Annotated in this window: 33 protein-coding genes and 1 tRNA gene; 20 read left to right on the forward strand and 14 right to left on the reverse strand. The window is 63.7% G+C overall.

Annotated elements, in window-relative coordinates; genetic code table 11:
* The first annotated feature begins 14 nt into the window (after positions 1-14).
* From msrB to ACX9MN_RS06570, 7 genes are all read left to right on the forward strand, one after another.
* Positions 15-458 (forward strand): peptide-methionine (R)-S-oxide reductase MsrB, encoded by a 444-nt coding sequence (gene msrB, locus ACX9MN_RS06540; RefSeq protein WP_004099035.1) that lies wholly within the window; start codon positions 15-17, stop codon positions 456-458.
* Between the two features lies 1 nt (position 459).
* Positions 460-999, forward strand: coding sequence for a peptide-methionine (S)-S-oxide reductase MsrA (gene msrA / locus ACX9MN_RS06545; protein ID WP_004099036.1), 540 nt, complete (start codon positions 460-462; stop codon positions 997-999).
* 132 nt (positions 1000-1131) lie between these two features.
* Positions 1132-1836, forward strand: a complete 705-nt coding sequence (locus ACX9MN_RS06550) for a glutathione S-transferase N-terminal domain-containing protein (protein ID WP_004099038.1) — start codon at positions 1132-1134, stop codon at positions 1834-1836.
* Positions 1833-2801 (forward strand): magnesium and cobalt transport protein CorA, encoded by a 969-nt coding sequence (locus tag ACX9MN_RS06555; protein ID WP_018429622.1) that lies wholly within the window; start codon positions 1833-1835, stop codon positions 2799-2801. The genes ACX9MN_RS06550 and ACX9MN_RS06555 overlap by 4 nt, the downstream gene beginning before the upstream one ends.
* 94 nt (positions 2802-2895) lie before the next feature.
* Positions 2896-3468: a hypothetical protein gene (locus ACX9MN_RS06560; RefSeq protein WP_018429623.1), complete on the forward strand. Its 573-nt coding sequence runs from the start codon at positions 2896-2898 to the stop codon at positions 3466-3468.
* A gap of 87 nt (positions 3469-3555) precedes the next feature.
* Positions 3556-4005 (forward strand): hypothetical protein, encoded by a 450-nt coding sequence (locus ACX9MN_RS06565; protein ID WP_018429624.1) that lies wholly within the window; start codon positions 3556-3558, stop codon positions 4003-4005.
* A 79-nt stretch (positions 4006-4084) separates the two neighbouring features.
* Positions 4085-4513, forward strand: a complete 429-nt coding sequence (locus ACX9MN_RS06570; protein WP_018429625.1) for a RidA family protein — start codon at positions 4085-4087, stop codon at positions 4511-4513.
* A gap of 30 nt (positions 4514-4543) precedes the next feature.
* Here the strand turns inward: ACX9MN_RS06570 and ACX9MN_RS06575 are convergent, their stop codons facing one another.
* The 6 genes from ACX9MN_RS06575 to ACX9MN_RS06600 all read right to left on the reverse strand — a co-directional run bounded on the left by ACX9MN_RS06575 (position 4544) and on the right by ACX9MN_RS06600 (position 8812).
* Positions 4544-5815 (reverse strand): MFS transporter, encoded by a 1272-nt coding sequence (locus ACX9MN_RS06575; protein ID WP_322994130.1) that lies wholly within the window; start codon positions 5813-5815, stop codon positions 4544-4546.
* Positions 5816-5823: 8 nt separating this feature from the next.
* Positions 5824-6315 (reverse strand): DM13 domain-containing protein, encoded by a 492-nt coding sequence (locus tag ACX9MN_RS06580; RefSeq protein WP_018429627.1) that lies wholly within the window; start codon positions 6313-6315, stop codon positions 5824-5826.
* Positions 6316-6318: 3 nt separating this feature from the next.
* Positions 6319-6789 (reverse strand): thioredoxin domain-containing protein, encoded by a 471-nt coding sequence (locus tag ACX9MN_RS06585; protein ID WP_322994129.1) that lies wholly within the window; start codon positions 6787-6789, stop codon positions 6319-6321.
* 151 nt (positions 6790-6940) lie between these two features.
* Entirely contained in the window at positions 6941-7231 is a 291-nt protein-coding gene (locus ACX9MN_RS06590; protein ID WP_311936284.1) for a DUF1330 domain-containing protein, read from the reverse strand.
* A 62-nt stretch (positions 7232-7293) separates the two neighbouring features.
* Positions 7294-7725 carry a GlcG/HbpS family heme-binding protein gene (locus ACX9MN_RS06595; protein ID WP_242222578.1) on the reverse strand — a complete coding sequence of 144 codons (432 nt, stop codon included), beginning with the start codon at positions 7723-7725 and terminating at the stop codon, positions 7294-7296.
* 73 nt (positions 7726-7798) lie between these two features.
* Positions 7799-8812: a zinc-binding alcohol dehydrogenase family protein gene (locus tag ACX9MN_RS06600; RefSeq protein ID WP_242222576.1), complete on the reverse strand. Its 1014-nt coding sequence runs from the start codon at positions 8810-8812 to the stop codon at positions 7799-7801.
* A 605-nt stretch (positions 8813-9417) separates the two neighbouring features.
* Here ACX9MN_RS06600 and ACX9MN_RS06605 point away from each other — a divergent pair.
* The 8 genes from ACX9MN_RS06605 to ACX9MN_RS06640 all read left to right on the forward strand — a co-directional run bounded on the left by ACX9MN_RS06605 (position 9418) and on the right by ACX9MN_RS06640 (position 14178).
* Positions 9418-10023 carry a sulfite oxidase-like oxidoreductase gene (locus tag ACX9MN_RS06605; RefSeq protein WP_242222574.1) on the forward strand — a complete coding sequence of 202 codons (606 nt, stop codon included), beginning with the start codon at positions 9418-9420 and terminating at the stop codon, positions 10021-10023.
* Complete coding sequence (locus tag ACX9MN_RS06610) at positions 10016-10759, forward strand: ferredoxin reductase (RefSeq protein ID WP_242222572.1); 744 nt, start codon at positions 10016-10018, stop codon at positions 10757-10759. Before ACX9MN_RS06605 ends, ACX9MN_RS06610 begins: the two co-directional genes overlap by 8 nt.
* Positions 10760-10824: 65 nt before the next feature.
* Positions 10825-12090, forward strand: coding sequence for a thiolase family protein (locus ACX9MN_RS06615; protein WP_242222570.1), 1266 nt, complete (start codon positions 10825-10827; stop codon positions 12088-12090).
* A gap of 52 nt (positions 12091-12142) precedes the next feature.
* Entirely contained in the window at positions 12143-12415 is a 273-nt protein-coding gene (grxC, locus tag ACX9MN_RS06620; protein WP_242222568.1) for a glutaredoxin 3, read from the forward strand.
* 66 nt (positions 12416-12481) lie between these two features.
* Entirely contained in the window at positions 12482-12763 is a 282-nt protein-coding gene (locus ACX9MN_RS06625; protein WP_242222566.1) for a DUF427 domain-containing protein, read from the forward strand.
* A 166-nt stretch (positions 12764-12929) separates the two neighbouring features.
* Positions 12930-13196 carry a hypothetical protein gene (locus ACX9MN_RS06630; RefSeq protein WP_242222565.1) on the forward strand — a complete coding sequence of 89 codons (267 nt, stop codon included), beginning with the start codon at positions 12930-12932 and terminating at the stop codon, positions 13194-13196.
* A 259-nt stretch (positions 13197-13455) separates the two neighbouring features.
* Complete coding sequence (locus tag ACX9MN_RS06635) at positions 13456-13890, forward strand: Dps family protein (RefSeq protein WP_142172135.1); 435 nt, start codon at positions 13456-13458, stop codon at positions 13888-13890.
* A 54-nt stretch (positions 13891-13944) separates the two neighbouring features.
* Positions 13945-14178, forward strand: coding sequence for a peptide-methionine (S)-S-oxide reductase (locus ACX9MN_RS06640; RefSeq protein WP_311936295.1), 234 nt, complete (start codon positions 13945-13947; stop codon positions 14176-14178).
* A gap of 35 nt (positions 14179-14213) precedes the next feature.
* On the opposite strand, the gene ACX9MN_RS06645 is transcribed toward ACX9MN_RS06640, so the two are convergent.
* The gene (locus ACX9MN_RS06645; RefSeq protein WP_018429643.1) at positions 14214-14894 is read right to left on the reverse strand and encodes an NADPH-dependent F420 reductase; all 681 of its coding nucleotides are present in this window, start codon (positions 14892-14894) and stop codon (positions 14214-14216) included.
* Positions 14887-15600, reverse strand: coding sequence for an SDR family oxidoreductase (gene bdcA / locus ACX9MN_RS06650; RefSeq protein WP_026227545.1), 714 nt, complete (start codon positions 15598-15600; stop codon positions 14887-14889). The genes ACX9MN_RS06645 and bdcA overlap by 8 nt, the downstream gene beginning before the upstream one ends.
* A gap of 71 nt (positions 15601-15671) precedes the next feature.
* Between bdcA and ACX9MN_RS06655 the strand changes: the two genes are divergently transcribed.
* A complete protein-coding gene (locus tag ACX9MN_RS06655; RefSeq protein ID WP_018429645.1) occupies positions 15672-16265 on the forward strand; it encodes a TetR/AcrR family transcriptional regulator in 594 nt (197 codons plus the stop codon).
* 488 nt (positions 16266-16753) lie between these two features.
* On the opposite strand, the gene ACX9MN_RS06660 is transcribed toward ACX9MN_RS06655, so the two are convergent.
* Positions 16754-16838 (reverse strand) — tRNA-Leu (locus ACX9MN_RS06660).
* A 320-nt stretch (positions 16839-17158) separates the two neighbouring features.
* Here ACX9MN_RS06660 and ACX9MN_RS06665 point away from each other — a divergent pair.
* Together ACX9MN_RS06665 and ACX9MN_RS06670 are read left to right on the forward strand one after the other, a co-directional pair.
* Entirely contained in the window at positions 17159-17740 is a 582-nt protein-coding gene (locus ACX9MN_RS06665) for a YqaA family protein (RefSeq protein ID WP_056522002.1), read from the forward strand.
* A 2-nt stretch (positions 17741-17742) separates the two neighbouring features.
* Positions 17743-18231, forward strand: a complete 489-nt coding sequence (locus ACX9MN_RS06670) for a disulfide bond formation protein B (protein WP_489724001.1) — start codon at positions 17743-17745, stop codon at positions 18229-18231.
* A gap of 23 nt (positions 18232-18254) precedes the next feature.
* Here the strand turns inward: ACX9MN_RS06670 and ACX9MN_RS06675 are convergent, their stop codons facing one another.
* From ACX9MN_RS06675 to cpdR, 4 genes are all read right to left on the reverse strand, one after another.
* Complete coding sequence (locus ACX9MN_RS06675; protein WP_091980542.1) at positions 18255-18707, reverse strand: DUF1178 family protein; 453 nt, start codon at positions 18705-18707, stop codon at positions 18255-18257.
* Positions 18708-18727: 20 nt separating this feature from the next.
* The gene (locus ACX9MN_RS06680) at positions 18728-19585 is read right to left on the reverse strand and encodes a carbon-nitrogen hydrolase family protein (RefSeq protein WP_489724002.1); all 858 of its coding nucleotides are present in this window, start codon (positions 19583-19585) and stop codon (positions 18728-18730) included.
* Positions 19578-19847, reverse strand: coding sequence for a glutaredoxin 3 (gene grxC, locus ACX9MN_RS06685; RefSeq protein ID WP_331299618.1), 270 nt, complete (start codon positions 19845-19847; stop codon positions 19578-19580). Before grxC (ACX9MN_RS06685) ends, ACX9MN_RS06680 begins: the two co-directional genes overlap by 8 nt.
* A 114-nt stretch (positions 19848-19961) precedes the next feature.
* The gene (gene cpdR, locus ACX9MN_RS06690) at positions 19962-20318 is read right to left on the reverse strand and encodes a cell cycle two-component system response regulator CpdR (protein WP_003603128.1); all 357 of its coding nucleotides are present in this window, start codon (positions 20316-20318) and stop codon (positions 19962-19964) included.
* 206 nt (positions 20319-20524) lie between these two features.
* On the opposite strand from cpdR, the gene ACX9MN_RS06695 reads away from it, so the two are divergent.
* The gene (locus ACX9MN_RS06695; RefSeq protein WP_489724003.1) at positions 20525-21427 is read left to right on the forward strand and encodes an N-formylglutamate amidohydrolase; all 903 of its coding nucleotides are present in this window, start codon (positions 20525-20527) and stop codon (positions 21425-21427) included.
* A 341-nt stretch (positions 21428-21768) separates the two neighbouring features.
* Here ACX9MN_RS06695 and galU read toward each other — a convergent pair whose 3' ends face one another.
* The gene (gene galU / locus ACX9MN_RS06700) at positions 21769-22638 is read right to left on the reverse strand and encodes a UTP--glucose-1-phosphate uridylyltransferase GalU (RefSeq protein WP_091924328.1); all 870 of its coding nucleotides are present in this window, start codon (positions 22636-22638) and stop codon (positions 21769-21771) included.
* Positions 22639-22809: 171 nt separating this feature from the next.
* Here galU and galE point away from each other — a divergent pair, with 171 nt between their 5' ends.
* Entirely contained in the window at positions 22810-23802 is a 993-nt protein-coding gene (gene galE / locus ACX9MN_RS06705; RefSeq protein ID WP_489724004.1) for a UDP-glucose 4-epimerase GalE, read from the forward strand.
* The last annotated feature ends 4 nt before the right edge of the window (positions 23803-23806 follow it).

Genomic DNA, 23806 nt, shown 5'->3' on the forward strand with positions numbered 1-23806 from the left:
TATTGGAGACTATCATGAAGTTTGAGAAGTCACAGGCAGCAGTTGACCGCCTGACCCCCGAGCAACGCCGGATTACCCAGGATTCGGGGACCGAAAGGCCCTTCACGGGTGAGCACAACGACAACAAGGAGCCTGGCATCTACGTCGACATAGTGTCGGGAGAGCCGCTGTTCGCTTCAACGGACAAGTTCGATTCGGGTACTGGCTGGCCCAGCTTCACCAAGCCGATCGTTCCGGCAAACGTGAACGAGGTGCGGGACAGTGCACACGGCATGGTCCGGACGGAGGTCAGGTCGGTACACGCCGACAGCCATCTGGGCCACGTGTTCCCGGACGGTCCTTCCGACCGCGGCGGTCTGCGCTACTGCATCAACTCTGCGTCCCTTCGCTTCATCCCGCGCGACGAGATGGAGTCCGAGGGATACGGTGAATATCTCGATCAAGTAGAGGAGGCTTAACATGCATCAGCGCGCTGTTCTCGCAGGAGGATGTTTCTGGGGCATGCAGGATCTGATCCGCAAGCGGCCCGGCATCATCTCGACCCGTGTGGGTTACACGGGCGGCGATATTCCGAACGCCACGTATCGTAATCACGGCACGCATGCCGAGGGGATCGAGATTGTCTTCGACCCGACAGTGACGAGCTACCGGCACATCCTGGAATTCTTCTTCCAGATCCACGATCCGACGACGCTGAACCGCCAGGGCAATGATCGTGGGCTCTCCTACCGGTCGGGCATCTATTATGTCGACGAGGAGCAGAAGCGCGTCGCCGAGGATACGATTGCCGATGTGGATGCCTCGGGGCTGTGGGATGGCAAAGTGGTGACCGAGGTCCAGCCGGTCGGCGAGTTCTGGGAGGCCGAGCCCGATCACCAGGATTATCTGGAGAAGCGGCCGGGCGGCTACACCTGCCACTTCGTCCGTCCCGACTGGGTTCTTCCAAAGCGGCATGAGGCCGGCGATGTGAGCCCTGCGGCCGGGGCTGCAGCGGAATAGGCTTCGCTGCCGTCAGTGCCGCGCCGATCCGGTTCGCAACCTCCGACGACCGCGTCAATCGACGCGGTCGTCGGACCCGGCCTTGAAGCAGATCATTCCATTCAGCCGCCGTCGCAGTGCCAGGATCCAGATATGACAGACCTCTCCTCCTTTCCCATCACGCAGCGCTGGCCAGCATCTTATCCGGATCGCTTGCAACTATACGCGGCCCCCACGCCCAACGGCGTCAAGGTCTCGATGATGCTGGAGGAGACTGGCCTGCCGTATGAGCCCCACTTCGTCGACATCTCGAACAACGAGTCGAAGGATCCAGCGTTCGTGTCGTTGAATCCCAACGGCCGCATACCCGCGATCATCGATCCGGCTGGCCCTGACGGCCAGCCCATTGGCATATGGGAAACCGGTGCGATCCTCATCTATCTGGCCGACAAGACGGGGCAGCTCATCTCAACAACACCCGCCCAGCGGTACGAGACTCTGGCCTGGGTGTTCTTTCAGGTGTCGGGCGTTGGGCCGACCTTCGGACAGCTAGGCTTTTTCCTGCGATTTGCCGGCAAGGACTATGAGGACAAGCGACCTCGGCAGCGCTTTGTTGATGAATCCAGGCGTCTTCTCGGGGTCCTGGATCACCGGCTGGAGGGCCGCGAATGGATTGTCGATGATTACTCGATCGCGGACATTGCGACGTTTGGCTGGGTGAATGCGCTGGTCGAATTCTACGCAGCGGGCGACATCCTCGGCCTAAGCAGCTATTCGAACGTGCAGGCATGGCTCGAACGCGGGCTGGCGCGACCGGCTGTACAGCGTGGCCTGCGAATTCCTGCGAGGCCTGCATGACCATTATCGCCGCATATTATTACAACGAAGGTAAGCGAGTCCGTGAAATCAGGCTCGATGAGCACGTCGAACTAAACGAGAATCGCTCGGGCTTCTGCTGGATCGCGCTTAGCGAGCCCACCGCAGACGAACTCAGCGCGATCCAGACGACGTATAACCTCCATCCTTTGGCGATCGACAACGCCATGCACCCGCTGTGCCCGCCCAAGCTCGAGGTCTACAACGATGAGTTGTACGTCGTCGCCCAGACCGCCGAGCTGGTCGGCGACCGGATCAGCTACGGCAAGATGGCGATCTTCACCGGTCACAATCACCTTATCACCGTGCGGCACGGCAATGCCGGAGCGCTGGGCAAACTTCGGGAGCAACTCGAGGCGTCGCCGACGCAGTTCGGCAAGGGTGTCGACTATGTGCTGCACGCGATCTTGCACCGAGTGGTCGACCAGTATCTGCCCATCTTCGAAATGATCGAGGACGACGTCCTGGCGATGGAGCGACGGTCGCTGCACGATTTCCTCGGGCCAGAAGAGGTGGCGCGAATCTTCGAACTAAGGTCCGAACTCACGCGGTTCCAGCGCACGCTCGGGGCTATGGCCGAGCTGGTGCGAAAGCTCGTTCGCGGCCACTTTCCCTGCATCAGCGCCGAAATGACACCATATTTCCACGACGTCGCGGACCATGTCCACCGAGTGCAGTCCATGGTCGACGGCCTCCTGCATGTCCTGTCCACGGTCTTCGAGGCCAGCAGCCTTCTGGAAGCGCAAAGGATCGGTGTGGTCACTCGCCAGCTCGCGGCCTGGGCGGCGATCTTGGCGGTCCCGACGGCGATCGCCGGAATATATGGCATGAACTTCAAGCACATGCCGGAACTGGACACGCCATATGGCTACTTCGTCGTGCTCGGAGTGATAGCGGTGTTCTGCCTTCTCCTGTTCATGCGCTTCAAGAAGGCCAAGTGGCTATGAGTAACGCACTTCGCGAGCTTCTCCGTCCGCCGCCGAGTCACAGCGCGCTTTGTGCGCGAGCGTGTCCAATCCAGTTCAAGATGAAGGTGCTTCCATGACCTCCCAGGTGACCGATGTTCTAGAAGCAGTCCAGTCATTCATCGCCAAAGGCTATGACCGCGAATACCGCGTCAAGGACGGCAATCTCGTCGATCTCGAACTAGGGTCAACCCTCGATGCATGCAGCATTCGCGTCGATGCGGCGTTGCGCCTCGAGAGCGGGGACGACGGCGAAGATGCCTCCAACATCTACGCGATCACCGATCCGGCGACAGAGCATAAAGGCCTGTTGATCGACGCCTTCGACGTGTTCCACGAAATCTGCCCCCGCGACTTGTCCGAGCGCCTTGTGGCGCATCGGGAAACAGCACCGGCAGGTGACCAGGACGCGCCGAGCAAGCACGGACTACGGAAAGTCTACAAGAGCGAGTTTCACAGCGATCCCGAGCGTTACGTTCTGCGCGAAGGCTTTCCAGACTTCCCGCCATGCCCTTTCGGCCAATCCTTCAGCATCCTCGGCTTCGATACCGCCGAGCAGGAATATGTCTGGCTCGTCACGAGCATCATTCGAGATGCTCGGCTGATCAGGGTTCCATACCAGGGCGAAGACGTCATCAGCGACGAATAGCGGTGTCGCTTAGCCGGAAAGGCTGACCTTCCTGGCCCACACATCTGCAGGCTGAACTTTAAGAACATCGAAAATTAGGAGGTGATTATGGACTGGAACAAGGACCACATACGAGAAACTATGCTCTTGCTGGAGACAGCAGCGCTGCACAGCGCTCGCGAAAACTACCTGGACTATGTCTCTACCGCTCGGCTCGATCGGAGCGAACCGATCGAAAACGACGAACTAGCTCAGGCCGAGGTCGCGAGCGACTTCGCTGAAGCGCTCGATGACACGCTCCATGACTACGCCGATAAACTCGAAAAGCTCAGGACAATCGATTTCGGCCCCAAGTTGGCCGTCAACGAAGGCGCTGTCGTCAAGCTGTCCGGCCGCCACTTTGTGATCGCGGTGTCAACGAGCAAGTTTACCTGTCAGGGGCGTGAGCTCATGGGCATTTCCACGATGGCGCCGATCTTCGAAGCGATCGAGGGTGCCCGAGCCGGGGAGACCGTGCAGTTCAACGGCCGGGACCTCACCGTAGAAGACGTGGAATAAAGCCCTCCACCGCAGCCGGCGCGCTAGTGCCGAACGCCCTGCATCTCTTTCTGCATGCATACGGTCACTTGCAGCCGCATTGACCTGGCTCATCAAAGGCAAACTCATGACAACACCTTCATTCTTCATCACCCCCGGATACGGGACGCGCCTGCATGACGCGCTTCATTATTCTCAGGCAATGCGCATTGGTGACCGCGTGGAGATCTCCGGACAGGGCGGATGGAACGACGATCTCGTCATTCCGGAGTCGATTGAGGAAGAGATCGAGCAGGCGTTCAAGAACGTGGAACGGACGCTCGCGACCGCCGGAGCACGCTGGCCGCATGTGGTCCACGTCAATTCCTATCACGTCGGTGGATTCCCTCCCGTGATCAACGAAACAATGGCCAAGCTGTATCGCCACTACATGCCCGACCGCGCTCCAATCTGGACGCAGTTGGGAATCGAAGCGCTGGGGCTTCCAACCATGCGTATCGAAATTCGCGTAACAGCTATCATCGCCTGACCCCGCGGTTCGTGCAGGCGCCGTGCCGCGCTAATCCCGCACGCCCTGCGCCCGCTTCTCCATGCATATCATCGTATCGAGAGATCCGGTTATCATCGGCGTGCTCGGAGAACGGGGGGCCGCCTTGGCCTGGTTGGCGCGCCTCGGCTGCCTGCGGGCGATGGCCAGCACTGCCAGGAGCGTGAGCAACGCCGCCGCATAAAGGAACAGGCCGCCAGGGCCGACGATATTCATTGCAGCTGCTCCTATTAGGGGGCCAGCGGCTGTCCCGATCCCGTTGAGCAACAGAAGCCCGCGCGCGGTGCCGAGTAGCCGACCGACCGGAAGATCGTCGTTTGCGACGGCGAGACACAACGAATAAATCGGGATGCCAAAGCCGCCGAACAGCGCACCCGCCGCAAGGAGCAGCGGCAGAGGCGCTTCCACCGCCAACGCTACGCCGATGGCAGACGCTGCGGACGCCAGCGCCGCACCGGCGATGACAAGATTCCGGGGCACTCGATCCGAAAGCCAACCGAGTGGCCAATGGAAGGCAAGCGTTCCACCAAGAACCGCAGCCATGAAGGCGGAGATACCGCCCACATCGAGGCCGATGCTCTGGGCGAAGTTCGCGCCCATGCCCCAGAAACCACCGATAGCCAGGCCGGCCAGGAAAGCGCCAGCCGCAGCGAGAGGTGATACGAGGACGAGGTCCCTGAACGCGACCCATTCCTGTTCCACCTGGGCCGGCGGATGACTGGGCAGCAAGGTGATCGGAACCACCGCCGCTGATATCAGCAGCGACACGATGAGGAACAATGTCACGTCGGCGGGCGGTGCGATGTTGAGTAACGCCTGCCCGATTGCCCATGAGCCCATAGAGACAACTCCGAATATCGACAGGAGCTGCCCGCGCGTGGATGGCAATGCGTGGGCGTTGAGCCAACTCTCCGTTGCGAGGATCATGCCCGCGTAGGCGAAGCCGGTAATCAGGCGAAGCGGCATCCAGGCGACCGGCTCCACGAACGCCACATGGAGAAGGGCGGTCATCGAGGCAATGGCCGCGAAGCCGGCGAAGGTTCTGACATGTCCCACGGAGACGATGATCGGTGGCAACACGAGCGCGCCGATCGTGAAACCCGCGAAGTAGAAGGACATCATCGCGCTGATCGCGCCGGTCGAGAACCCCTCATGGCCGGCTCTCACGATCAGGAGCGTGCTCAGCAGGCCATTGCCCAGCAGCAGAGCGGCGACGCTCAGCAGCAGCGCCGCCACCGGCGCGAGAACGAGGCCGCGCTTGCCCGCCGACCTCATGGTATCCATCGCCGGGCTCATTCTCGGGCCTGACTTGAGGGTTGATACTCTGCCGCACTGATGAACTGGTCGAATGCTTCACACCAGATGACGACCGTGTTGTAGGCACGGACATCGATGCCGGCAGGCACCTCGACGATGAAGCCGTTGAACGTCTTCACGTCGCCCACGCGGACTGATCTGTCCTTGATCAGGAGAAAGGCCTCCTTCGTGTCGACGAAACGTGGTGCGAGGTAGAGCTTGTAGTCAGGACCAGGGGCGAGGCGCCCGATATGGGCGATACGGTCGCGCGAGACCCGGATCTCGCCTTCCCCCCAGTGAAGCAGGTCGCTGCCTTTGAGATCGCGGGCCAGACGCCCTGCGTAGAGCGTCTCGGCTGAGATGGTCCGCAAGTCCGCCGCGTCCGGGGCCTGGGGGGCGGTCAGGATCGGCAGCGTGTAGACACCGCCCGCGAAGCCCATGGCGAGCATCGCGAGATGGGTGGCAATCAGGATGACCCAGCGCCGCATCGGTTACACCAGCTCCAGTCCCTTCACGAGCTGATCGGCGTCGAGATGGAAGTCCGAGAATACGATGCGGCCGCCAGCGTCCATTACGGAGAACCAGGGCGTTCCCCGCGTGCGGTAGTCCTCCATGAAGGTGGGAAGCGTCGCGCCGGCAGGTGGCTCGTCGTGACCGAACGCGACAGGAAGCGCATACTTGAGCTGGTTCACGCGCAGCTTCTCGAAGGTGTTCTCATCCGCTCCTTCGAAGACGGTCTGGACCACCGCGAAGCCCACGCCCTTGGCGCTCAATGCACCATGCAACCTTTGTAGCGTCGGAAATCCATGCAAATGGCAGCCACGGCACCAGTGCTGGAAGGCGAAGAGGACTTTCGGGCCGGTGCCGAGATCCGATAGCTTGAGCGGCGCGATGCTTTCTCCACCCACGCCAATCCATCTCTGCACCCGCAGCTCGGGGGCTTGTCGTTCGTCGACGCTCATCTGATCCTCCAATTCCGATGCAGAAGTCCGATGAGTGGTCGCGTGTGGCGATGGCACGCGAACCTCACCGCCTTGATCCCCTACAGGTTGTAGGATGCGAGTTCGCCGACAGATACCTCGTGGCCAGCGCCGCCGTTCTTCCGTCGGCGTGTCACCGCCGCCCCTCAATGACAAAGGCGCGATAGCGGGAACCGGCGAAACGGTGCGCAGCGATGGTTTGGTAGGCGGGGCTATGATACCAATCACGGGCGGCCTGCATCGTCGGGAACCGCAAAATTACGGCCCCTTCGACGGGCGGCCCCTCCAAATGCTCCATCGCGCCATAAGCGGCGAGAAAGGTTACGTCGTGGCCATCGAACGATGGGCCGACGCCTGAAGAATAGGTTGCGAGTTCTTCCGGATCGGTGGTTTCTTCGCGGGTGAAGACGACGAACGCTTCCATCTTAAAGTCTTTCATAAGGTCGGATCTGCAGGCCACCGCCGCTGGCGATGGCCTTAAAGTCGTCAGGCTGGCAGCTCGAACCCGATTTTCGTGAGTGCCTCGACGCACGCATCCTGATCCTGCTGATAGTTGCCTCCGGAGATGCCGATCCCGCCGATCAACTTCCCGTCATCCAGGATCGGATAGCCTCCGCCGACAGCGACCATCCGGGGGCGATAGGCTAGCGGCGCCACTTTCGGATCGTTCGAAACATAGTCGTTCCAGACATGGGTCGGATACCCAAACGAGGCGGAACTCCAAGCCTTGTCGATGGCAACATCGACGGTGAGAAACGGCGCGTCATCAGTGCGCTCGAACGCGCGCAGGTTACCGGTGGCGTCGACGACGGCGACCGCAGCCGGGATGCCGATTGTACGTGCCGCGGCGATCGCCGCGTCGATGAGGGCGACGGCGGTTTCGCGGTTGATCGAGGCGGTGGCAATGGATTTCGTCATGGAATTTCCTTCGCCGTGGCGTAATCCGTCCGGCGTTCTTGAGGTTAGAAAAGACGTTCGGCGGTGGCAGTCATCAGAAGCCTTCGAGGACAATCTTGCCTCTTGCTGCGCCACTTTCGATCAGTGCGTGCACCGTCTTCAGATTGGCGGCATTAATTGGCGACAATTTTTCGGTTAGCGTCGTGCGAATTTTGCCGTCGTCCACCAGCACCGCCAGCGAATTGAGGATCTTGCCCTGCTCATCCATGTCGGGCGTGCCGTAGAGCGACCGTGTGAACATCAGCTCGTGGTGGATCGACACTGCCTTGCGCTTGAACAGCATGACGGCGAGCGCCTTGGGATCGTCGATGAATCCGAACCGTCCTTGCGGGGCGATCAGTTCGGCGATGTCGGATGCATGCTGCTCGGTATGCGTGGTCGAGAACACGAAAGCGGGAGCGCCGATGTTGAGCTCGGCAATCTGTGGCGCGAGCGGCCGAGAGTGGTCGATGACATGATGAGCCCCAAGCCCTTTAACCCACTCCTGGGTTTCCGGCCGAGAGGCGGTGGAGATGACGATGAGATCAGTGCGCTGTCGAGCGATCTGGATGGCGATCGACCCGACCCCACCCGCACCACCGATGATGAGGATCGCCGGCGCCGCCCCGGGAACGGGCTTCGTCACGTCCAGGCGATCGAACATGGCTTCCCAGGCCGTCAACGTCGTGAGTGGCAGCGCCGCCGCTTCCGCCCAGTCGAGCGACGCGGGTTTACGACCGACGATCCGGGCGTCGACGAGATGGAACTCCGCATTGGTGCCCGGCCTTATGAGCGATCCGGCATAATAGACCTCGTCGCCTACCGCGAACTGCGTCACTTCGGGGCCGACCTCTTGCACGATCCCGGCCGCATCCCATCCCAGCACTTTCCAATCGCCATCAGCGGGCGGCGTGCTGCTGCGGATTTTGTAGTCGACCGGGTTGACCGAGACAGCCTTCACCTCAACCAGGATATCCCCTCCTTCAGCGACAGGCCGAGGCAGATCAATGTCGACCAGAGAGGCGTCCTCGGCGATGGGTCCCGGAACCTTGTAACCAACGGCTTTCATCGGTGTCTCCAGCTTGCTGTATCCTGAAGTCTTATCGATCAGATCGAAATTTCCTCCGAAATATACTCAGGATGCAAAGATTTCGCGTCTCAGACTATGAAGGTATGCGCGCAACATATCCAATAGCGGTACGACATAGTTTCCATACCTCGGAGCCGGATTCAGAACTTTATCGAAAATAGCGGTTTATTGCTGTTCGGCGGGTGAGCATCCGGATGGAGGCGATAAGCGCCCAAGCGGTTGAGGAGTCGACCTCTCAGCGGTCGCGTTGGCAGGGGCGATCTCGCCCGCCGGTCTCACACCAAAGTTGGCAAGCGACGGCGTCCGCTCGAAATCCGCTGACGGGGATACGCCTGCAATGCCGGTTCGAAGCTATCGAAACTATAGCGACAGGGTATTGGGAAATCATACTGGACTGACGCTATAGTCTTCACGCATAACCACGACTCAAAATGGTCCAACACTTTTCTCTACGCTAATAGAGAATCCGGTATTCTGATTTTCAGTGAATTGGCTCGTTCGGCGGTTGTGCGCGCAAAGATCTTTTACAGAATTCTGAACTGAATCCGGTTCTGGTCTGTCGTGACAAGCAAGGGGGTTTCGCTATGGTCACCAGAGGTTTCACAGGCCGCGGTCCAGGCGGCGACCGGTCCGATCGGATTCCGCCGGGTCAGCATCTCGTGGAGAATTTCCCTGTTCTGACGGCCGGGCCAACGCCGAACGTGGAGCCCTCCGATTGGAAATTCACCGTCAAGATCGGTCCGAAGCCGGTCAAAGTGTGGAATTGGAGCGAGTTCAACGCTCTACCGAAGACCAAGGTGACCCGAGACATTCACTGCGTCACGTCCTGGTCCAAGCTGGATACCGCGTGGGAGGGCGTACTCGTAGAAGACATCCTTGCAGATGCAGGGCTCGATCGGCCCACCGATTTCGTCTTGGCGCACTGCTACGATAACTACTCGACAAACATCCCGCTGGCGGATCTTCTCTCCGGGAAAGCGATGGTCGCCCTCAACTATGCGGGCAAGCCGCTTCCCCGCGATCATGGAGGGCCGGCGCGTCTTCTGGTTCCGCACCTTTACTTCTGGAAGTCCGCCAAATGGGTGAACGCGCTGCAATTCACAACGCGTGACGAGGCCGGATTTTGGGAGCTGCGCGGCTATCACATCTACGGCGATCCGTGGCGCGAGCAACGATACACCAATGACTGAAAACGGCGCGCAAATCGCGTGGCAGCCATGCGTAATCGACGAAATCGTCCAACAGACCCCGAGTATCAAGAGCTTCTTCCTTCGGTTGAGCAAACCGTTCGCGCACATCGCAGGGCAGCATGTCGATGTCCGGCTGACCGCGCCCGGTGGCTACAGTGCGATGCGGAGTTACTCGATCGCGTCTTCGGCAATCTCGTCTCCGATCGTCGAGCTCGCTATCGAGCGCCTACCGGATGGCGAAGTTTCGCCGTTCTTTCACGATGTCGCAGCGATCGGCGACGAAATCGAGCTTCGTGGTCCGCTCGGCGGCCATTTCCTATGGCCTGAACCTGCCATAGACCCAGTGCTGTTGATCGGGGCAGGCTCGGGCCTCGTGCCGTTGATGGCAATGATCCGGCAGCGCCGCGCACTAGCCCAGGTCGTGCCGACAGCGCTGCTCCTGTCCGCACGAACCGCTGAAGACGTTCTCTTCTCAAAAGAGCTTCATTCCATCGAAGTCAGCGATCCGGCATTCGTCTTGGCGCTGGCAATTACGCGCGAGAACCCGGTCCGCGCATCGGACTTTGCGCGACGGATCGACGGCGTGATGGTCCAAGAAATTCTGGCCCGGCTTCACCGAAAGCCCACACAAGTATTCGTTTGCGGGTCCAACGGTTTCGTCAACATCGCGACCGAGGGCGCGCTGCTGGCCGGCCTGGACCCCACCATTATCAAAACCGAGCGCTACGGTGGTTAGCGGCCCAAGCGACTGCGCGTTCCGCCGTCGCGGAAGTGCAGCCCAGAAATAGTTTGGAGATCATAATGAGCCGCTTTGCCAAACCCGTCTTCGTTGCAGCCGGCCTTCGGACCCCTTTCGGCCGCGGTGGAGGCGCGTTGGCGGCTTACGACGCCATCTCTCTGTCCGTGCCTGTCGTACAGGCGATGGCGGCGCAGGCGGAGCCCGATCTCCTCGTCTGGGGAACCGTGATCCCGAATTTGGGCTGGAGCAATATTGCTCGCGAAACCTGGCTTGATGCCAAGCTCAATCCGACTGTTCCGGCGTTCTCCGTCGTCCTGGCATGCTCGACCAGCATGACGGCGACCTTCGCTGCGGCAGGGATGCTGGGCGGAGGAACCCACCTCACCATGGTCGGCGGGTCCGAAGTCATGAGCCGGCCGTCAATCGCCCTGACGGCCGATGCATCGAAGCGGCTCACCGACCTCTTTGCGCAGGATGCGACCGCCGCGCTTGCCGCCCTCCAGTCTCTGACGCCACGAGACTACGTGCTCCCCACAAAGGGCTGGGCCAACCGGATCACCGGAAGGACGATGGGTGATCATATGGAGGAGACCGCCAAGGCTTGGCGGGTCTCGCGCGTCGCGCAGGATGATTGGGCGCTCAAGAGCCACCAGCGGGCAGTCGCTGGTTGGGAACGTGGCTTCTTCGACGATCTCGTGATTTCGCTGCCTGAGCTGGCGCGCGATGCGAACCCGCGCGCCGATACGTCGCCCGAACGGCTGGCCGCACTCAAGCCCGCCTTCGATCGCGACAGCGGGAGGGGAACCCTGACCGCCGGCAACAGCTCACCGATTACGGATGGAGCCGCCGGGTGTTGGGTCGCTACCGAAGCCGGTGTGGCGAGACTCCCGGCGGGCACCCCCTACGCGCGGCTCGTCGACTACGAGATCTCTGCCGTCGATCTCCACACTGAGGGCCTGCTGATGGCGCCCTCCTATGGCATTCCGCGCCTGCTCGCGCGGCATCAACTCAGCTTCTCCGACATCGCACTCTGGGAAATCCACGAAGCCTTCGCAGCCCAGGTCCTGGCGAACGTCGCGGCCATCACCGATCGGGAGTGGGTGCGCGCGACAGCCGGTGTCCAGGCGGCTATGGGCGATTTCGACTGGGACCGCGTCAATCCCAATGGAGGCTCGGTCGCCCTGGGTCATCCGTTCGGCGCTACAGGCGCGCGCGACCTCAGCCAAGCGGTGAAGGAACTTTGGGCCATGCCGCCCGGATCGCGCGCAATTGTCAGCATCTGCGCCGACGGCGGTCAGGGCACAGTCGCCCTCCTCGAACGCGGCTGACGGTAGATCAACGCCATGACAGCGATCCGCTTCCAACTGTCGGAGACGCGATATGACAACTGATGTGCTGCTGTACATCACGAACTGGTGCCCGTTCTGCCGCCGGGCGAAGACGCTCCTCAAGGAGAAGGGCGTGCAATGGAAGGAACTCGATATCGAGGCGGATCCGGTTCACCGGCAGGCCATGACGGAAGCGTCGGGTCGAAACACCGTGCCGCAGATCTTCATCAACGGCACGCATGTCGGTGGCTCCGACGAGCTTTTCGAGCTCGATGTCAGAGGCGAACTCGACAAACTCCTCGGGCGCACGCCGCGCGCCAACTGAGGGGGCGCGGCCCGGGCAGACACCCCATGACCTCGTGCCGGTTTTTGAATGGGAAAGGAGAGTCCGTTGGTCTCAGCTATCTGGAATGACGCCACCATCGCCACAAGCAACGAGACGGTCGTCGTCGAGGGAAACCACTACTTCCCACCGTCGGCGGTCGATTTTAGCCTGCTTGAGATGAGCCCGCACACGTCCGTCTGTCCGATCAAGGGCACCGCGCGCTACTTCCATGTTCGTGTGGGCGATGCGCTCAACGCGAACGCGGCCTGGACCTATCCCGATCCGACGCCGGAAGCCGAGGGCATTCGGGATCACGTCGCTTTCTGGAAGGGCGTGGACGTTGCATAGCAGACTGGTCAGGCGGCGGCTTCGCTGATGGCCCTGTGCAAGCGCCGGCATCTCAGATCTTCCGCCCATCCCGAAGCGGCTCGGCTGAAGGACACTGCCCCGGGCCGTTCGGCGCCAACAGCGTCGAATCCTTGCGTCTCTGCCGGATCAAGACGGGTGGATTGAGATGGAGCATGCCGGGTTCGATGCTGCTTTCGCCAAGCTTGCGGAGGGATACAGCGAAGGCGCCTACGAAGGCCGGCGTTTCGGCCTGACTGTCCGGCGATCCGGGGATGGGCGCCGCAACAGCCTGTTCGCCAGGGAGTTGGCCGGGACCGACATTGTCAGCTTCAACCTCTACCGCGTTACGTCAGACAAAACCTTGCTGAAGCCGTGCGAGATGTCCGCCGAAAAGGTCGTGGCGTTCGTGCTGGATTTCCGACCGGACCCCTGACGGGCAGGTGGAGGTCCAGGCCGACCGGTCCGCCTGCGACACCCGCCCCCCAACGATTGCGCATGTCGCTCAAAGGCATCGAAACTATAGCCGCTGATCATTGGACTTCGTCTGGCGATGAATTCATCTTCTATACATCGCCATCCGTGGGGGAATCGGCGCTGGATCCCGTGTAAGCCAGATTGAGAAAGTCTAATCGATGACGAACAATAATGACGCCACCCTTCCAACACCTTCTGATCTTGACGGATGCGCGGCGATGACTGTCGCCGACGCTCTGAAGATTATTTTGGCGAACAGCTACGCGATCTACCTGAAGACAAAAAATTTCCACTGGCACGTCTCCGGACCCTACTTCAGGGACTATCACCTGCTTCTTGATGAGCAGGCCGCAGAGATCCTCGCCGCCACCGATGCGATCGCCGAGCGCGCCCGAAAGACGGGCAACACCACCATACGATCGATCGGCGATATCGCGCGCCACCAGACCATCAAGGACAATGATGCTGAGTTCGTGACGCCGCAGGACATGCTGGGTGAGCTCCGCGCCGACAATCTCCACATGGTCGAGTCGTTTCGCCGCGCAAAGGACGTCGCGGACAAGGCGAAGGATAATGCGACGTCCGGCCTGATCGATGCTTGGACGGACGAGGCTGAGCGCCGTGCCTGGTTCCTCTTCGAAATCAGCCGCTAGCGCTTTACCGGGCAAACCTACGTCAGGAATGACGCCTGGGCGTGCGAGGTGATGATGGCGAAGGCCGGCTTTGGAGGGGGATGCCATTGGTGCACAGAGGGAGTGTTCCAGGCGTTGCGCGGCGTCGACCAGGTCGACCAGGGCTTTGTCCGGTCGGACGCGCCGGCAGATAGGCCTTGTCGGCGGGATCGCGGATCGCTGCTGCCCTCTCAGCGATACCGACCGCGGCAGGCGCAGGCCGACATGAACGTGATGCCGGCGCGGGCGAGAACGGCGAAGACCTCGTAGGCATGGGCGGTGTGGTCGGGCAGAGGCAGTCTGCCCTATCTCGGTGGGAGCGGTGTCGCCTTGGCAAGGTTCGCAATCAGCGCGGGACGCGTTTGATGGTCGTGCGCGTGCCATGCGGGCTGACCCGGAGCGCTCCGCCAGGACTCGCTAAGCGGGCTGTTGTCCGCCGTGTCGAAGCCGAACTGGTCGTACAGTCGCGTGACCAGCGCCACCGCTTCGGGATAGTCGCTCGACACCGACAGCGCGTGCCGCCCCGGCGTGCCAGCGGGCCGCGCCGACAGCAACAGGCGCGGTGCCTGGATATGCGTGAACGCCTTCGCGACCTTGGACGTTGGCAGCTGGTCCTGCCGCAGTTCGTGCTCGGTCTTCGCGCCGGTATCGACGAGGGCATAGCGCCCGTCGCGCCACGGCATATAGTTGTTGGTGTCGAGCACGATCTTGTTCGCCAGTTGCGCCACGGGCATGTCGTTGACCAGCTTGAGCGGGACCGCGATCACGACGAATTCTCCCGCCTCCGCCGCACCGGCAGCGGTCGCGGCGCGGGCAGGCGGCCCGAGCTCCGCGACCAGCCCGGCCAGGGTTTCGGGCCCCCGCGAGTTGGCGATGACAACCCGATAGCCGTTGGCGATGGCGGCGCGGGCAATCTGGCTGCCGACCTCGCCCGCGCCGATGATGCCGATGGTGGTCATCGGCGCGGGCGAGGTCGGATCAGGCACCGAACGCGCCGTCGATGGTGTGCATGGCGCCCGTAACGAACCCCGCCTCCGGGCCGGCGAGGTACGCCACCATGCCCGCGACTTCCTCTGGCCGGCCGTGGCGCTTGATCGCCATGAAGCTGTGCAGCAGCTCCTTCATCGGTCCGTCCGCCGGATTGGCGTCGGTGTCGATCGGGCCGGGCTGCACCACATTAATCGTGATCCCGCGGGACCCGAAGTCGCGTGCCAGCCCGCGCGCCATCCCTTGCAGCGCAGACTTGCTGAGCGCGTAGGAGGACATGCCTGGAACGGGCATCCGGTCGCCGTTCACCGATCCGATGACGATGATCCGGCCACCCTGGGGCATCTGGCGCGCGGCCTCGACCGAGGCATGATAGGGCGCGTGGATATTGATCCGGAACAGCCGGTCGATTGCGTCCGGATCCTGCTCCAGAGAATCGCCGAAAACACCGATTCCGGCATTGACGACCAGCACGTCGAGCGCGCCACTGTCCTTCACGCGCGCGATCACCGCGTCGCGATCCGCGCTGTCCGTCTCGACAGCGGTGCTGCCCGTTTCGGCCGCCAGCGCGTGGGCCGCGTCAGGCGAACCGGAATAGGTAAAGGTCACCTTCGCGCCATCTGCCACAAAACGCCGAACGATCGCCGCGCCGATCCCCCGACTGCCACCCAGCACGAGAACGGATTTCGCCTCAAACACACCCATCGGACTTTCCTTGATCAATAACTTACGACTCGCTACATAAACGACTTGAAAGACCCGTCAAGGTATTTGTAGTGGTTCATACAAAATTATCCCGCGCACGCGGCAGACCGCGCCTGTTCGACCCGGACGAAGCGGTCGCGACCGCCCAGCGGCTGTTCCATTCGCGTGGCTATGATGCCGTCAGCATCGCGCACCTGACTCAGGCGATCGGGATAAACCCGCCCAGCTTCTATGCCGCCTTCGGCAGCAAGGCCGAGCTCTACAGCCGCATTCTCGATCGCTATGCCGGTACCGGCGCGATCCCGCTGTTCGATCTGCTGAACGCCGATCGCCCGGTCGCGGAATGCCTCGTCGCGGTGCTGGAAGCGGCGGCGCGGCGCTATGCCGCCGATCCGGACGCGGCGGGGTGCCTCGTTATCGAGGGTGTGCGCTGCACCGACCGCGAGGCACGCGAGGCGGCCGGAACGTTCCTTGCGGCGGCGGAGGAGGCGATCCATCGCTTCGTCGCCGCGCGCCATCCCGAACAGGCCGAGCGCGTGACCGACTATATGAGCACCGTCATGGCCGGCCTGTCCGCCAGCGCTCGCAACGGGCACGATCTCGATCGCCTGCTCGCCGCCGCCCGGCTCGCCGGGGCTGGTCTTGAGCAGGTGGTTCGCGGCTAATCCGCAAGCTCGGCAAAATGACCAGGACGTTATCGACCGGAAAGGTTGGTCGCGAACACCGCGTCGCGCTGCCGCTTCAGCGTTTGCGTGCCATCGGAGTTGGACACCTGGATATGGCCGATGGGCAATGCGCACTCCGCCAGAAAAGACTGAAGCTCCCGGGCATATCAGCTTATCGTGCGGACGCGAAGCTGACATGCTGAAGGTCCGAAACGAGTCACTAGCGGAACTTGGGTTCAGTGCCGGAAGCGGACACTCCACGCGAGTCGGTCACAAGTACAAGCCGCCGGCTCCAGAGGCTATCGTGCCTCTGCTTCCGGCCTTATCAGACCAGGCCCAAAGGCCGACAATGCATTAGACTGAACCCGGACCACTCAATAGGGGCAGGCCAACCTTCGATCCGAACAACGAAGCGATCCGTGTGCCGAATGCGGCGAGCCGGGTGAGATTCGAACTTTTTGGCCGTCGGTTTACCTTGAGATTAAAGGTGGTGCGGGTGGTCGGAATCGAACCGACACTCCTCTCGGAACCGGATTTTGAATCCGGCGCGTCTACCAGTTCCACCACACCCGCACATTTGCCGCCGATTCTAGCCGACGCTCTCTGCACCTATACTGCACCTAGAGCGAAAACCGAATATCGCCAGCCTCTTTTCCTTCCTTCTCAACCCCCTGAAAACACGCCGCTTTCAACTCGTCGTGTTTTTCTGTGGATTGGTAGACAAACCACTTTTTGAGTCGCCCGCGTCTACCAATTCCGCCATACCCGCGTGCCACGGCTCTTCGCATAGGTCGGCGGCTCCGGCCAAGTGTTGTTTTGCGTCGATCGGCGATCTGGCCAAGGCGGGGCGCCTATGCTCAAAGGGCGGCCGATCTAATAATCCGGGACCTTGAATGCTCCGCCGGCTCTACGCGTGGATCCTGGCCCTCAGTGACCGGCCGTCCGCGCCCTACGCGCTCGGTGCCGTGGCCTTCGCCGAAAGCTCCTTCTTTCCGGTTCCACCGGACGTGATGCTCGTCCCGATGGCGGTCGCCCGGCCGGATCGGGTCTGGTTCTACGCCACGATCACGACGGTCGCCTCGGTCCTCGGCGGTCTGGTCGGCTACGCCATCGGAGCCCTGCTGTTCGACTCCGTCGGTGAGTGGCTCATCCGCCTCTACGGCTTGCAGAACTCGGCCGCCACCTTCCAGGACTCCTACGCGCGCTACGGCCACTGGGTGATCCTGCTGAAGGGGCTCACGCCGATCCCCTACAAGCTCGTGACGATCACGTCGGGTTTCGCGCATTATAGCCTGTTCTGGTTCACGATCCTGTCGATCGTGACCCGCGGCGCCCGCTTCTTCATTCTCGCCGGACTGCTCGGCCGCTACGGTGTCCAGATCCGCGGCGTGCTCGACCGGCACCTGAACGCGGTCGCGGCGATCTCCGTCGCCGTCATCGTCCTCGGCTTCCTGCTCTTCAAGGTGATCCTGTAGCGATGAACACGGCGGCTGCCCTGCGCCTCAAGACCGCTGGCCTCTGGCTCGCGATCGCCTCCGCCCTCACCGTCGTGGCCGCGCTCGTCCTCCAGTACGGATACGGCTACGCGCCGTGCAAGCTCTGCCTGACCGAGCGGCTGCCCTACTACGCCGCCGTGCCGCTGGGTCTGCTGGCCCTGTTCCTGCCGGAGCGCTTGGCGCGGATCGCCCTCGGGCTCGCGGCCCTCGGCCTGCTCTACGGGGCCGGGATCGGGGTCTACCACGCCGGCGCGGAATGGGGCTTCTGGCCGGGACCCGCCGATTGCGGCGGCGGCACCGGCGCCAATCCGGGCCAGGTCGGCGACTTCCTCAACAGCCTGCAGACCACGAAGGTGGTCGACTGCTCGGTGGCCGCGCTCCGGGTGCTGGGCGTGTCGCTCGCCGGCTGGAGCGCCGCGATCTCGGCCGTGCTGGCCTCCTTCGCGGGGACCGCCGCGCTGCGTTCCTGACGCGCGCGGACCGGCGAGGCCGATCAGTTCCGGTCGTCGGGCAGGACCGGAATCGCCGCCACCTCGATGCCCTCGTCGATCAGGGCCCGCGCCTCCGCGGGGCTCGCTTCACCGTAGATCGAACGCCCCTCCGCCTCGCCGTAGTGGATCTTGCGCGCCTCCTCGGGGAAGCGCGCCCCGACATGCTCGGCATTCGCCACGACGTGCTCCCGGAGCGCGCGCAGCATCGCCCGCACCTGACGTTCCGGCTCGGCGATCATGGTCACCGGCGCCTCCGCCTTCGGGATCGGCGGCGGCGCGCGCTCCCGATCCGTGCGGGCGACGCTCGGCACCATCAGGGCCTTGCTCACCTTGGCGCTGTCGCAGACCGGGCACGTCACGAGGCCGCGCGTGACCTGCGTGTCGTAGGAATCGGAGGACGGGAACCAGCTCTCGAAGCCGTGCGCGGCATCGCAGACGAGACTGTACCGGATCATTCTGTTGCTTGCTGTGGTGACTACTGCGCGGCGCGAGTCCGCGGACCGACGCGCTCGACGGTGAAGGGCCGGCCGTGCTGCAGCGAGGGGATGCGGGCCCGGGCCTCCGCGACCTGCGCGAGGTCGATCTCCGCCAGGATGATCCCCGGCTCGTCCCCTCCGGCATCGGCCAGGACCCGGCCCCAGGGATCGACGATCAGCGAGTGGCCGTAAGTCTCGCGCCCGTCCTCGTGCCGACCGCCCTGCGCCGCCGAGATCACGAAGGCGCCGGTCTCGATGGCCCGGGCCCGTTGCAGGACGTGCCAGTGGGCCTCGCCGGTCTGCCGGGTGAAGCAGGCGGGGGCCGTCAGCACATCCACGCCCGCCTCGGCGAGGGCGCGGTACAGCGCGGGGAAGCGGATGTCGTAGCAGATCGTCAGGCCGAGCGTGGCCCACGGCGTCTCGGCGAGCACCGCGCAGGCTCCACCGGAATAGGTCGCGGATTCCCGCCAGCGCTCGCCGCTCGGCAGGTCGACGTCGAAGAGATGCAGCTTGTCGTAGGAGGCCAGGATCTCCCCGTCGGCGCCGATCAGGTAGGCGCGGTTGGCGATCTTGTCGCCGGCCCTGACCGCGATCGAGCCGATCTGGACGACCGTTCCGGTCTGACGCGCGGCCTCGCGGAGCGCCGCCAGGGTCGGGTCCTGCTCCTCGGTGGTGACGTGGGCGAACAGACGCTCGCGGCTCCGCTCCACCAGGGACGTCATCTCGGGAGTCTGCACGTAGGCCGCGCCCCGCGCCGACGCCTCGCGCACGCCCGCCACGGCCGCGTCGCGATTGGCGGCCGGGTCGCGCCCCGACCGCATCTGCACGCAGGCAGCCGTGAAGCGGGGCTCAGGCATCGGCCGTGTCCTTGAGCAGCGGGTCGAGCTTGCCGGCGCGATCGAGGGCGTACAGGTCGTCGCAGCCGCCGACATGCGTGGCGCCGACGAAGATCTGGGGCACGCTGGTGCGGCCGCCGGCGCGCTCGACCATGATGGACCGGGCGCCCTGCACGCGCTCGACGTCGATCTCCTGGAAGGCGACGCCCTTCTCCTTCAGCAGGCTCTTGGCCGCCGAGCAGTAGGGACACCAGGCCGTGGTGTAGATTGTGACCGGCTGCATCGCGATCGTCGTCCCGCGCGTGAACTCGGGACATATAGGAGCGCGGGGCGCGCCTTGCCTATGCCCGTGTGGTCACAGGGCAACGCGCGCGCCGTCGACGAAGCATCGGCAGGATCAGGCGGCCAGGAGCTTCTCGACCTCGTTGACGAGGTCGCGGAGGTGGAAGGGCTTCGACAGGACCTTGGCGTCCTTCGGGGCCTTCGAATCCGGGTTGAGGGCGACCGCCGCGAAGCCGGTGATGAACATCACCTTGATGTCGGGATCGAGCTCGGTGGCGCGGCGAGCCAGCTCGATGCCGTCCATCTCGGGCATCACGATGTCGGTCAGCAGCAGCTCGAACGGCTCCTCGCGCAACCGGTTGTAGGCGGAGAGGCCGTTGTCGAAGGACAGGACATCGTAGCCCGCGTTCTGCAGCGCCTTGGCCAGAAACCGGCGCATGTCGTTGTCGTCTTCCGCCAGCAGGATTTTCATCGGCCGGATCCGAGCCTTCGAGTCGAGAAGTTGATCCCATAAAGGGAGGCGATGGTAAACAAGGTGTTAGGATGGAGCGCGCAGCCGCCGCCGCGTGTCTCCCGGGCGACTGCGTCGGCCGCCGGTGCGGAGTGGACAGGCGATCGATCGCACACCACAGTGAGCGCCTGCCGTCCTCGTTCAACCGCCGGGGTGTCCACCAGCCGATGACTGCAACCGAGCCGGTACAGCCAGACGCCTTCGGATTTGCCCCGGCCTTCGCGGTCGACGAGCCCGCAGCGCACACCCTGCCTTTCGTCTTCAATACCGGTCATTCCGGGGCCGTCTACCCCCCCGACTTCATCGCGGCCTCGCGGCTCGACGCGCTGACCCTGCGCCGCTCCGAGGATGCCCACGTCGACCGCCTGTTCAGATCGGTCGTCGGACTGGGCGCGCCGCTCCTGAGGGCCAACTTCCCCCGCGCCTTCCTCGACGTGAACCGGGAGCCCTACGAACTCGACCCGCGCATGTTCGAGGGGCGCCTGCCGCCATTCGCCAACACCCGGTCGATGCGCGTCGCAGGCGGTCTCGGGACCGTGCCCCGGGTCGTCGCCGACGGCCAGGAGATCTACGCCCGGCGCCTGCCGGTCGCCGAGGCGACCGCCCGGATCGAGAGCCTGTACAAGCCGTATCATCGCGCGCTGCGCGGACTGGTCCAGCGCACGGCGCGCACCCACGGCCACTGCATGCTCGTCGATTGCCACTCGATGCCCTCCTCGAGCCTCGGCCGCGATCCGGACATGAAAGCCGACGTGGTGCTGGGCGACCGCTACGGCACGGCGTGCGCACCCGTCCTGATCGACGGATTCGAGGCCGCGTTCCGGGCCCGGGGTTTCCGCGTGGTCCGCAACAAGCCCTACGCCGGCGGCTTCATCACGGAGCATTACGGCGAGCCGAACCTCGACCGCCACGCGCTCCAGATCGAGCTGAATCGGGGCCTCTACATGAACGAGGCCAGCCTCGCGATGACGGCGGGCTTCCCGGCACTGGTCGAGGCGCTGCGCGGCGTCGTCGCCGATGTCGCCAAGGACCTCGACGATCTCGTCCCCCGCCGGATGGCCGCGGAATAGGGACGCTGCCCCGACCGTTCACGAAGAAGAGCGGCGGTATGCCGGAAAGAAAAAAGGCCACTCCCGAAGGAGCGGCCCGAAGTCTAGGGAGGAAACGCCCAAGAAGGGCAGCGAGACCGCGACGCCATCGCGATCTCGCAACGCACAAACTAAAGTGCGCCGCACAAGAAGCAAGCGCAATTCGCCCGCCGCGGCCGCTCTGCGCGCATACCTGAAGCGCGTTCGCTGGCCACCGCGCGCGTCGCCGCGTGCAGGCGTAGCTCGGACCAGAGCGAGAACCGATGCGGTCGAACGTGTCGCCCAGCGGGGCGCGGTGATCGGATCCGCGCCCGCAGCGCCGTTCAGCCCTGGCTCTTGAACAGCTTCTCGATCTCGGCCCGCAGGGGTCCTGCGAGATCGTTCCGCTCCAGGGCGTAGGCGAGATTCGCCGTGAGGAAGCCGAGCTTCGAGCCGGTATCGTAGGTCCGGCCCTCGTAGCGCATGCCGTAGAAGGCCTGCTTCTCCATCAGGTCGATCATGGCGTCCGTGAGCTGGATCTCGCCGCCCGCGCCCTTCTTGCCGTGCTCGAGGATCCCGAAGATCTCGGGCTGGAGGATGTAGCGCCCGGAGATGATGAAGTTCGACGGCGCCGTGCCCTGCTTGGGCTTCTCGACCATCCCGGTGATCTGGAAGGACTGGCCGTAGGTCTCGCCCACGCTGACGATGCCGTACTGGTGCGTCTCCTCGGGCGCCACCTCCTCGACGGCGATGATGTTGCCGCCGTGGCGATCGTAGGCGGCCAGCATCTGCTGCATGCAGCCGCGGCTCAGCATGTCGGGGAGCAGCACCGCGAACGGCTCGTCGCCGACGATCTCGCGGGCGCACCACACCGCGTGGCCGAGGCCGAGCGGCGCCTGCTGGCGGGTGAAGCTGGTCTGGCCGGCCTTCGGCAGGTCCTTCTTCAGCTCCTCGTATGCGGCCGTCTTCCCGCGCTCCTGAAGGGTGTGGTCGAGCTCGAACGCGATGTCGAAATGGTCCTCGATCACCGCCTTGCCGCGGCCGGTGACGAAGATGAAGTGCTCGATCCCGGCCGCGCGCGCCTCGTCGACGACGTGCTGCACCACGGGCCGGTCGACGACCGTGAGCATCTCCTTCGGGACCGCCTTCGTGGCGGGCAGGAAGCGCGTGCCGAGGCCCGCGACGGGGAGGACGGCCTTGCGGATCGGTTTCATCGAGCGGTAACCCCGGAACTGGATGGAACGACGTGGTCAGCTGTGCGGTCAGTGAGATAGCTTAACGCGAGCCGTCGCAAGCATGTACATCGTTAGTATGAGGCGGCGGGGCGTAAATTTCCCGTCTGCAAAGGCGTAAGCAGTTGCCGGGATGGCGGCAGTGAGGGCGAGATGGCGGTTCTGGTGACGGGGGGTGCCGGCTACATCGGCAGCCACATGGTGCTGGCGCTCCTCGACGCCGGCCATGAGGAGGTCGTCGTCCTCGACGATCTCTCCACCGGCTTCGACTGGGCGGTCCCAGAGGGTGTGAAGCTCGTCGTCGGCGACGTGGCCGACCAGGCCCTCGTGACGCAGACCATCCTGCAGCACCGCATCGATGCCCTGGCCCACTTCGCCGCCAAGATCGTCGTGCCCGAATCCGTAGCCGACCCCCTGGGCTACTACCTCGCCAACACGGTGAAGACCCGCGCGCTGATCGAGGCGTCGGTGCGTGCCGGCGTCAAGAATGTCATCTTCTCCTCGACCGCGGCCGTCTACGGTGAGCCCGAGGCCTCGCCGGTTCCCGAGGACCTGCCGCTGAAGCCGATCAATCCCTACGGCCGCTCGAAGCTGATGAGCGAGTGGATGATCGCCGACGCCGCCGCGGCGCACAGCTTCTCCTACGTGGTCCTGCGCTACTTCAACGTCGCCGGCGCGGATCCGGAGGGACGGTCCGGCCAGTCGACGCCCAACGCCACGCACCTGATCAAGGTGGCCACGCAGGCGGCGCTCGGCCAGCGTGCCCGGCTCGACGTCTTCGGGACCGACTACCCGACCCCGGACGGGTCGTGCCTGCGCGACTACATCCAGGTCTCGGACCTCGCGGAGGCGCATCGCCTCGCCCTCGACCATCTGCGCTCCGGTGGCGAGAGCCTGACGCTGAACTGCGGCTACGGGCGCGGCTACTCGGTCCTCGAGGTCGTCGAGGTCGTGAAGCAGATCTCGGGCCGCGACTTCGAAGTGCGGCTGTGCCCGCGCCGGGCCGGCGATCCGGCCCAAATCGTCGCCGAGGCGGCGCGCATCCGCGATCGCCTGGGCTGGCAGCCCCGGCACGACGACCTCGACGCCATCGTCGGCCAAGCCCTCGCCTGGGAAGAACGCCTGGAGAAGCGCAATCGGATCTGACCGG

It is taken from the genome of Methylobacterium sp. 1A (assembly GCF_058072805.1).

What these genes read in the sequence shown, in the direction of transcription:
- msrB (WP_004099035.1), top strand. Translation starts at nt 15, where the DNA reads ATGAAGTTTGAGAAGTCACAGGCAGCAGTTGACCGCCTGACCCCCGAG.
- msrA (WP_004099036.1), top strand. Translation starts at nt 460, where the DNA reads ATGCATCAGCGCGCTGTTCTCGCAGGAGGATGTTTCTGGGGCATGCAG.
- ACX9MN_RS06550 (WP_004099038.1), top strand. Translation starts at nt 1,132, where the DNA reads ATGACAGACCTCTCCTCCTTTCCCATCACGCAGCGCTGGCCAGCATCT.
- ACX9MN_RS06555 (WP_018429622.1), top strand. Translation starts at nt 1,833, where the DNA reads ATGACCATTATCGCCGCATATTATTACAACGAAGGTAAGCGAGTCCGT.
- ACX9MN_RS06560 (WP_018429623.1), top strand. Translation starts at nt 2,896, where the DNA reads ATGACCTCCCAGGTGACCGATGTTCTAGAAGCAGTCCAGTCATTCATC.
- ACX9MN_RS06565 (WP_018429624.1), top strand. Translation starts at nt 3,556, where the DNA reads ATGGACTGGAACAAGGACCACATACGAGAAACTATGCTCTTGCTGGAG.
- ACX9MN_RS06575 (WP_322994130.1), bottom strand. Translation starts at nt 5,815, where the DNA reads ATGGATACCATGAGGTCGGCGGGCAAGCGCGGCCTCGTTCTCGCGCCG.
- ACX9MN_RS06580 (WP_018429627.1), bottom strand. Translation starts at nt 6,315, where the DNA reads ATGCGGCGCTGGGTCATCCTGATTGCCACCCATCTCGCGATGCTCGCC.
- ACX9MN_RS06585 (WP_322994129.1), bottom strand. Translation starts at nt 6,789, where the DNA reads ATGAGCGTCGACGAACGACAAGCCCCCGAGCTGCGGGTGCAGAGATGG.
- ACX9MN_RS06590 (WP_311936284.1), bottom strand. Translation starts at nt 7,231, where the DNA reads ATGGAAGCGTTCGTCGTCTTCACCCGCGAAGAAACCACCGATCCGGAA.
- ACX9MN_RS06595 (WP_242222578.1), bottom strand. Translation starts at nt 7,725, where the DNA reads ATGACGAAATCCATTGCCACCGCCTCGATCAACCGCGAAACCGCCGTC.
- ACX9MN_RS06600 (WP_242222576.1), bottom strand. Translation starts at nt 8,812, where the DNA reads ATGAAAGCCGTTGGTTACAAGGTTCCGGGACCCATCGCCGAGGACGCC.
- ACX9MN_RS06605 (WP_242222574.1), top strand. Translation starts at nt 9,418, where the DNA reads ATGGTCACCAGAGGTTTCACAGGCCGCGGTCCAGGCGGCGACCGGTCC.
- ACX9MN_RS06610 (WP_242222572.1), top strand. Translation starts at nt 10,016, where the DNA reads ATGACTGAAAACGGCGCGCAAATCGCGTGGCAGCCATGCGTAATCGAC.
- ACX9MN_RS06615 (WP_242222570.1), top strand. Translation starts at nt 10,825, where the DNA reads ATGAGCCGCTTTGCCAAACCCGTCTTCGTTGCAGCCGGCCTTCGGACC.
- grxC (WP_242222568.1), top strand. Translation starts at nt 12,143, where the DNA reads ATGACAACTGATGTGCTGCTGTACATCACGAACTGGTGCCCGTTCTGC.
- ACX9MN_RS06630 (WP_242222565.1), top strand. Translation starts at nt 12,930, where the DNA reads ATGGAGCATGCCGGGTTCGATGCTGCTTTCGCCAAGCTTGCGGAGGGA.
- ACX9MN_RS06635 (WP_142172135.1), top strand. Translation starts at nt 13,456, where the DNA reads ATGACTGTCGCCGACGCTCTGAAGATTATTTTGGCGAACAGCTACGCG.
- ACX9MN_RS06640 (WP_311936295.1), top strand. Translation starts at nt 13,945, where the DNA reads ATGGCGAAGGCCGGCTTTGGAGGGGGATGCCATTGGTGCACAGAGGGA.
- bdcA (WP_026227545.1), bottom strand. Translation starts at nt 15,600, where the DNA reads ATGGGTGTGTTTGAGGCGAAATCCGTTCTCGTGCTGGGTGGCAGTCGG.
- ACX9MN_RS06665 (WP_056522002.1), top strand. Translation starts at nt 17,159, where the DNA reads ATGCTCCGCCGGCTCTACGCGTGGATCCTGGCCCTCAGTGACCGGCCG.
- ACX9MN_RS06670 (WP_489724001.1), top strand. Translation starts at nt 17,743, where the DNA reads ATGAACACGGCGGCTGCCCTGCGCCTCAAGACCGCTGGCCTCTGGCTC.
- ACX9MN_RS06675 (WP_091980542.1), bottom strand. Translation starts at nt 18,707, where the DNA reads ATGATCCGGTACAGTCTCGTCTGCGATGCCGCGCACGGCTTCGAGAGC.
- ACX9MN_RS06680 (WP_489724002.1), bottom strand. Translation starts at nt 19,585, where the DNA reads ATGCCTGAGCCCCGCTTCACGGCTGCCTGCGTGCAGATGCGGTCGGGG.
- grxC (WP_331299618.1), bottom strand. Translation starts at nt 19,847, where the DNA reads ATGCAGCCGGTCACAATCTACACCACGGCCTGGTGTCCCTACTGCTCG.
- cpdR (WP_003603128.1), bottom strand. Translation starts at nt 20,318, where the DNA reads ATGAAAATCCTGCTGGCGGAAGACGACAACGACATGCGCCGGTTTCTG.
- ACX9MN_RS06695 (WP_489724003.1), top strand. Translation starts at nt 20,525, where the DNA reads ATGACTGCAACCGAGCCGGTACAGCCAGACGCCTTCGGATTTGCCCCG.
- galU (WP_091924328.1), bottom strand. Translation starts at nt 22,638, where the DNA reads ATGAAACCGATCCGCAAGGCCGTCCTCCCCGTCGCGGGCCTCGGCACG.
- galE (WP_489724004.1), top strand. Translation starts at nt 22,810, where the DNA reads ATGGCGGTTCTGGTGACGGGGGGTGCCGGCTACATCGGCAGCCACATG.